General features: G+C 38.9%; 9 protein-coding genes. 2 read left to right on the top strand and 7 right to left on the bottom strand.

Annotation, left to right across the window (positions count from 1 at the left end):
• Nucleotides 1–87: 87 nt before the first annotated feature.
• The 3 genes from I8U27_RS19225 to I8U27_RS19215 form a co-directional block, all read right to left on the bottom strand.
• Entirely contained in the window at nt 88–495 is a 408-nt protein-coding gene (locus I8U27_RS19225; protein ID WP_181754720.1) for a hypothetical protein, read from the bottom strand.
• A gap of 114 nt (nt 496–609) precedes the next feature.
• Complete coding sequence (locus I8U27_RS19220) at nt 610–1,107, bottom strand: permease prefix domain 1-containing protein (protein ID WP_181754722.1); 498 nt, start codon at nt 1,105–1,107, stop codon at nt 610–612.
• Nucleotides 1,104–1,433 carry a PadR family transcriptional regulator gene (locus I8U27_RS19215; RefSeq protein WP_181754724.1) on the bottom strand — a complete coding sequence of 110 codons (330 nt, stop codon included), beginning with the start codon at nt 1,431–1,433 and terminating at the stop codon, nt 1,104–1,106. Before I8U27_RS19215 ends, I8U27_RS19220 begins: the two co-directional genes overlap by 4 nt.
• Before the next feature lie 245 nt (nt 1,434–1,678).
• On the opposite strand from I8U27_RS19215, the gene I8U27_RS19210 reads away from it, so the two are divergent.
• Together I8U27_RS19210 and I8U27_RS19205 are read left to right on the top strand one after the other, a co-directional pair.
• On the top strand, nt 1,679–2,572 hold the full coding sequence (locus I8U27_RS19210; protein ID WP_181754726.1) for a tyrosine-type recombinase/integrase: 894 nt from the start codon (nt 1,679–1,681) through the stop codon (nt 2,570–2,572).
• Between the two features lie 447 nt (nt 2,573–3,019).
• On the top strand, nt 3,020–3,547 hold the full coding sequence (locus tag I8U27_RS19205) for a hypothetical protein (RefSeq protein ID WP_181754728.1): 528 nt from the start codon (nt 3,020–3,022) through the stop codon (nt 3,545–3,547).
• A 64-nt stretch (nt 3,548–3,611) separates the two neighbouring features.
• On the opposite strand, the gene I8U27_RS19200 is transcribed toward I8U27_RS19205, so the two are convergent.
• From I8U27_RS19200 to I8U27_RS19185, 4 genes are all read right to left on the bottom strand, one after another.
• A complete protein-coding gene (locus I8U27_RS19200; protein WP_181754730.1) occupies nt 3,612–3,980 on the bottom strand; it encodes a hypothetical protein in 369 nt (122 codons plus the stop codon).
• 494 nt (nt 3,981–4,474) lie between these two features.
• Complete coding sequence (locus I8U27_RS19195) at nt 4,475–4,654, bottom strand: hypothetical protein (protein ID WP_181754732.1); 180 nt, start codon at nt 4,652–4,654, stop codon at nt 4,475–4,477.
• Entirely contained in the window at nt 4,647–5,603 is a 957-nt protein-coding gene (locus I8U27_RS19190; RefSeq protein WP_181754734.1) for a GAF domain-containing protein, read from the bottom strand. Before I8U27_RS19190 ends, I8U27_RS19195 begins: the two co-directional genes overlap by 8 nt.
• 178 nt (nt 5,604–5,781) lie before the next feature.
• Complete coding sequence (locus I8U27_RS19185; RefSeq protein ID WP_181754736.1) at nt 5,782–6,585, bottom strand: RDD family protein; 804 nt, start codon at nt 6,583–6,585, stop codon at nt 5,782–5,784.
• Nucleotides 6,586–6,663 lie beyond the last annotated feature (78 nt).

The raw sequence follows: 6,663 nt of genomic DNA, 5'->3' as shown, positions 1-6,663 counted from the left end.
TCTGACAACTTTTAAGATACAGGAAAGGGGTCTTCAGGTGGTCAACTTTTTTTTGAGCGTTGTACCACTAAGTGGTCAATAATTAGATTAGCATTTACATCCATATTCTCCATCATCATTGTCTACATCAAAATAAGGATCTGGATAGTTTGTATACCAAAAACCATTGTAACTCATAGGAGGAACACCGCCACTACCACCAGTACCAACATCTATTACATCAAGACCGTGACGATAGTTATGGCTGTAGTAATTTCCTTGAATTGAACTAATGTTGTTTGAATTGTAAGACACGTTCTCAACTTGTACTTTGACTCTATCTGTACTACCTAAATCATGGTAAGAATATACAGAACCCTGCCAAGGTCCAAACGCTGGGTCGGTTCGCCCACTCCATTGATCTGAATAAATCTTGTCCCAAGCAAAAGCATTTCCTACGAACAAAAGACTTAGTATCAACGATAATGCAAATACTTTAATGAATTTTGAGAACATTTTTCCACCCCTGTTAAACGAAATTAAATTAATTTTAATACACATATGATTTCGTGTTAATTGCGGATAATCCTTCTATTCTAATCTAAGGGGTGAAAATATTATTTTTTTTAATTAATTATGATGGTTTATCAGTTTTTTGAATCCTGATTTCAAAAGAACTCCACCTACAATCAAGGAGATAACCCCGACCCCTAAAAAACCTATAACGTAATTAAGAATAAAGCCTTCGGGAACCCCCTTCTTTATCTCTAAACCATAAAAATCTATATCTATTCCAACATGATGAGGGGTAGTTAGAAGGTCAAAAATCTTGAAGATACATAATACTCCTAGTACTAAAATACAAATTCCGAATAATCCCAAAACAACTTTTTTCATAATAATACCTCCAACCATAGTTTTCTTAAGTTCTTTGCCGATCTCTTTAGGATTACCGAAATCGGCAAAGGCACATTGCATTGCTTCATCCAAAGAATAACCTTGATCAAGATATTCCTGGAGAAGCATTTCCAAATGAATTTCAAGTTCCTCTGATAATTCTTTTTTCATCTTATCATTACAATCGATATCTTTTATCATTCGATCAATGTAAGACTGAAAATGACTCATGAAAATGCCTCCCGAGATACTTTCGTAATGAGGCTGTTTAGGATATGCCAATTTTCCAGTTTCTTTTTGAGAATTTTTTCTCCTTCTTCCGTAATTGCATAGTACCTTCTCCTTTTACCTGTTTCTGTGTCTTCCCAGTAGGATTTTAAGTAACCCTTTGCTTCTAAACGTTTTAATGCAGGATAAAGGGTACCTTCGCCCATATTGTATAGATCGTCACTTTCCTTTTTGATGCTTTTGGCGATTTCATATCCATACATACTCCTTTTTGATAAAAGAGAAAGGATAAGAATATCAATAGATCCTTTCATGATTTCTTTATCCATTACCCAAACCCCACTTTAATAAGTTGTATTACTATATATATTTTAATACGCAATGCATCGTAATACAATATAAAATAAGAAAAAAATTCGAATCCTTCTTTGTCATATGAGTTAATATAACCATATTATAGGATTTACTTGAACTGATGAAACATAAGATCAATTATGTTTACTTAATGGGTTGAAAATAGCCGAAAAATACACATATAATGAAACATAATTTACAAGAAGGGGTTTGTTTATGAATGAAACATAATTTATATGAACAAGTAGGTGTCGATGAGTTCCAACATTATCTCGAAATAAATGGAAAATCTAAAAACACCATCTCTGTCTATCTCTTAGCTATCAAAAAATATATGGACTGGTTTTTTGAGCGATACAACAAACTCCCTCAACAATTATTTACTGAAAACATTGCTGACTACAAAGACTACATGAATCAACAAAAAATGAGCGCAAGCACATTCAATGCTCGAATGGCTGGATTGCGCTCTTGGAACGAGTTTTTGATTACCAAAGGAATCCAAAAGGAAATCGTGATCCATAAAAGTGATAAAAAGAAGGTTCAAAAGGCTTATGCTTCTCCAGCCGTACATACGGAACAAGAGATTCAGCAATTTATTCAAGTAGTATTAGAAGGGGGGAGTAAAAGGGATTATGCTCTTGTGAATCTTCTGGCTTATACCGGGTTGCGGGTCAGCGAGGCATTAAATCTCACCATGGATGATATGCATTTGGATGCAAGAGAGCTGATTGTAAAAGAGGGAAAGGGAAATAAATCCCGCACTGTTTTTCTTTCTGATCGTGTGGTCCGGGTAATCCGAGAGTATCTCAAGCAGGAACGCCATCAGTATCGTCTTTCGGAAGTAAGCCCATTTCTTTTTTTAAGTAACCGAAACAGAAGGCTTTCCCGTATTACCGTTTTTAAATCCTTTGCGAATTATAGTAAAGAAGCAGAAATCCATCATGCGATTACTCCGCATGATCTGCGACATTTCTTTTGTTCAAATGCTTTGGAAAAGGGATTAAATGTACATGAAGTAGCTGCTATTGCAGGGCACAGCAATATCCATACCACATTACTATACACAAATCCTAGTAGAAAAACGATATTAGAAAAGTTGAATCAGCTTTAATAAAGTATAGGTACTTTATGGGTTAGAACCATTTGCTATTTAATCTACATTTAATGGAATCTACTTTGCGGTCTATGACAGCAACCCTGTCACTGGGCCAAAAAGGCAGGTTTTTTATTTCAATCATTGCAGTTATCATTAAAGAATGGAGATGTAGATGTATGCATAGTAAACGCTCATATTGAGGCGTTTCATCGGTTGTTGCAAGATGAATGTTTGTATCGGTATGATTTTCAATCCTATGGGGGAGGCTTACCAAGCTGTGGTTGAGGATTCACTCAAGTCTACGGGATCTATCTCCAAGTGAATTTTATTTACAGAGCCAAAAACAACCCCGTTTCCTATTCATGTTTTCATGTTGTTCGGGTTTGATAGAAATGATATGAAATAACTCACTTAAGAGACTATGAGGGGTTAATCCGGAGTTAGGCATAAGAGGAGGATTACATGGAAAAAATAGGGTTGTTTTCCTGCTGGATCTTTGTTCTTTTAGGAGTAGGATTGGGTTTGAAATTAGCTTCATTAAATCAACCGATTTTAATGATTATGGTTCCTTTCATCTTTTTTATTTTGGCAGCTACCCTTTGTATTATGGGGCAAGGTATAGGATCCGTCATTGTATGGATTTCAGTTTTAGGAATACTAGGTTCCATCATCAATATTCTTTCATCTATACTTGTGTATGGATTAACGGAAGGTTTGGATATCTTTGACCATAAAGAATATTGGTGGGCTTCACTGATTCCTTCTAACAAATTGGTCGGATTTTTAGCAAATACAATCGGATTTATGTCTTTTATCACCATATTTCTTTTGTTACCTTTTCGGTCAAAACGGAATCTAAAGTTCTTAGGAACATGGTTTCTGCTTTTGGCCTTGGTCTGTTGTGTTACGAGTCCTTTATTTTATTTGTTTTCCATCTTGTTGTTCATTATTACAGGGATTTTATGTATAAGAAAACCGAGGTCTCTCTAAGAGCCTCGGTATAAATGGGATTCTGTTTGAGTGTATATATAATGGAACCATTGGAGGAAGGGAACTACCATTGCCACCATTCGATGGCTGCGCCTGAAGAACCGAATCGGAGCGGCATGTCTTTTCGTTCGTGTTTTGATTCAGGAGAAGTGTTGGGCCAGACTGGCAACTGATGAAAGTGTGACCTGGTGATTCCCAAGTACCGGCTTGTCATCGATTGTGACAGCAACAGTGGCATTCGAGTCCTGAGCAGAAGAAACGCGACAGAACCAAAGACCGAATCTTGCGGCAAAAATACGGTTGGAACGTAAAGAGGTTTCAGGCGAAGCAGATCAACCAAAAGCTGGACGGGTGTGTACAGCACGGAAACCATGAGAGTGTGTGGCGTGATATTCAAGGGATCAAGCGTTTCATCGCTGCAAACTAGGTTCAAGCAGTTTAGCCTTCACCATGCCGTATGGGTCTTGCAAGACCATGTCATACACATCTTCTGACATTTCTTGCTTTAGTAACATGCTATTGTCCCCTTTGGTTTTCACCGCCATGGTGAATTACTTAACCCAGAAGCAATCTTCAGAGCTTCTTTTTCCTTTGGAAGAAATCTAGTGCCCAATCCAGTAACCTCGTTCTGCTTTTTCGGTCACGTGGGCGGTCGGACTGGTTTTCCGTCTCCGCTCCAATGCAGTGGCAAGTCGACTACGCCGGAAAACCAGTCCTCCCTTTTCAGGAAAGTAATCAACGTTTCTAGAAGGGGCACTAGCGCCGAGTGATGTGGCGCACAAATTTGCGTTTTTCTATTGGGGACTCCCTTATAAGAACGTGAGGTCCTGTATATACTGAAAATGAATGAGAGAACTCCCGCTGATTAGCTTGCAACCAGTCAGAGATAATAAAAGGCACCGACTCAAAAATCTGGGCCTTTCACTCTTATTTGAAATTGTACTTTTCCGCCCATTTCTTGAACTTTTCCTTTACAGCAAGCCGTTCATGGTCAAACAGGCCGTTTTTCATCCGTTGCATAAGTTGTTTGCGGGTGATTGCTCCTTCTCTGTACAGTTTGTTTAATTCCCTTCGCACTTCTTCTGGTACTTTTTCAAACTCACCCATAGGTGGAAACCTCCCTGATCTTGGTGTCCATATAGATTAAAGGATATAATAAGCTCGCGAACAACATCACACGCTCAATTTCTATTTTTTCATATGCGTCAACCGGTTTTCCCGTTATAGACAAAACCCCAATCCGGGTTGATTTATCAGTCCCTGCTTTTAAAGGAACACAGAGAATGGTTCGGTAATACTTATTGGATTGCTCTTTGCGATGATATTCATATTGCGGATCTTCAACATCCGGAACATAATACAGTTCATTTGTCTGCCATGCCCGCCCTGCCGCACTCCCTTCAATGGGAGGATGATAATCCTTTACTCTGTGTGAGTGGCCGCTGGAATGAGCATAGTGCATTAAAACATCATCTCTTTCAGGGTGTTTGATATGAATCACTACCCGTGGATTTTTTTCTCTAAACCCTTTAATCGTATTGATCAAATAATCGAGCAAGTTAATATAAATATCCCCGCGATTGCGTTTGAAATTTCCTTCATTTGCCAGTGCAGCAGCAACCTCTTCAACCGTATACATAATCTGTGACGTCGCATATGTTTCATCATCATATTTACTGTCTAACTCTTCATATAATCCCTTCAGTGCCTCCATCTCATGAATCGTATCCATCAGTTCCTGGTTTTTTTCGTCGATCTCCGCTTCCTTTTCCTTTAATATTTCAAGCAGGTCTTGAATTTCGGTCTCCAGTTGAACCAGTTTTCGATCCACTTCTTCTTTATCTTTACGGATGGAGTCCAATTGAATCTGTGTGATCTGGCTATTATCGTCGGTTGACCTTCCCAACCAGTCACTCTGCCCTGTGGCATAGCGATAAAAATGGACAATAAAAGTGGCCACCAGTCCGATAGCAACAAAATAGCCTAAAAACTCAAGAAACCAACCCGTATTTTTATCAACAGTCTCGGCTATTTTTAACAGATCCTCGATACTCATTCTCTCCCTCCTTACTGACATGGATGAAAAACTGGAGAATCAATTGATATTTATTCAATATTTTATATCTTTAGTCTAATCCCCTCCTATTTTTTAAAAAGATTTTTTTGACAGTGACAGATTCGCATAAAAAAACGGCCAGGCTTTCCAACCTGCCGTATGTAAAGAACAAATGATTTTAGCCTGCCAGAGGAAAGGATGCGGGAATCACTTTGGGATAATGAGAAGGATAACGGGTCTGCCTGAGATAAAGATAAACTTTCTCCAAAAATGCTTCCTCGTAACCGGAACGTGTCTGGATCTCCGGCCAGCCCTTCTCAATAATCTCTCCCGCCAACTTCTGACGGACATGACTGCTTAAATCTTCTCTACGCAGAAGGAAAGATTCTAACACTAAATAGAGCTCTCCGGAAGCTGGAGAAAGGCGGACAAAGATCTCCTTTTCCTCTTCTCTCAGGTGAAGAGTGGCGTATTGAAAGACCAGTTCCTCTTGCTTCTCTTTTTTTTCAGCGATTACTAAGGTTCCCGCGACAAGATCACCTAATCGTTTCTCCTGTCGATGAATAAAGATTACAATCATTCCCAGGAGGTATAATCCCGGTAGTAAATCAGCTAATTGCAATAGATTGCGCAAAAAAACGGAGAAGAAACTCGGGTTTTTTCCGTTATCCTGAATGACACGCAGACCCATGACTCGCTTGCCAATGGTTTGTCCTTTCATCCAGTATTCTGTAAAGACGAAATAGGCAAGAGGTATTGCTGATGCCAGAAAAATCAGTATCGCCGTAACGACCGAAGAAATTTGCCCTTGAGTGGTTTCAGCAATACTAGCGATCATCATACCTATGATTCCCAGGGGGAATATCGCAATGCCGATACAGAAAAAATCGATCAGCTTTGCCAGCGCACGCGTTCCGATTCCGGCCGTTGTAAATGGGATTTGAATATGTTCAGGGGTATGGATTGTCACTATATTTTTCATTATTACCTCCTTTATCCCACGATTTCATTATACTATATCCCTGATTCTCCTCTGAAACAAAAAAATCATCTTACCGCC

Source organism: Paenactinomyces guangxiensis, from assembly GCF_016055185.1.
Taxonomy (GTDB): Bacteria; Bacillota; Bacilli; order Thermoactinomycetales; family Thermoactinomycetaceae; genus Paenactinomyces; species Paenactinomyces guangxiensis.
Note: the sequence above shows the minus strand (reverse complement) of the source record. Positions and strands in the feature narration are given on the sequence as shown.